Here is a 282-nt window from a genome sequence, read left to right on the forward strand (position 1 = left end):
CCTCCCGCGGACAGTCCCTGCGGTGAGCATGGGCCCGATGTCGTGGAGACCGGGACGGCCCGCCCGATCGTCGACGACGGTCCCGAGCCTCCATCTCCGCTGGAGATCGTACGTCCGGACGGATCGACCAGATTGCTGGACAGGACCCAGGCGCCCGCGTGGCCGGGAACGGCCGATGTCCTCAGGAAGATTTGCAGGGATCCGCCTCTCGGCGCGCCCATGCCGTCCACGTTCTCCCGATTGAGCTCGAAGGTCCCGGCGACCGGGGGCATCAGGTGGGGC

At 69.5% G+C, this 282-nt stretch carries 1 pseudogene; it reads right to left on the reverse strand.

What is annotated here, in order from left to right:
• Nucleotides 1-282: pseudogene (locus tag V5E28_RS49340) on the reverse strand (hypothetical protein); the annotation flags it as partial.

This window comes from Nonomuraea sp. LPB2021202275-12-8, from assembly GCF_037044575.1.
In the GTDB taxonomy this organism is placed as follows: Bacteria; Actinomycetota; Actinomycetes; order Streptosporangiales; family Streptosporangiaceae; genus Nonomuraea.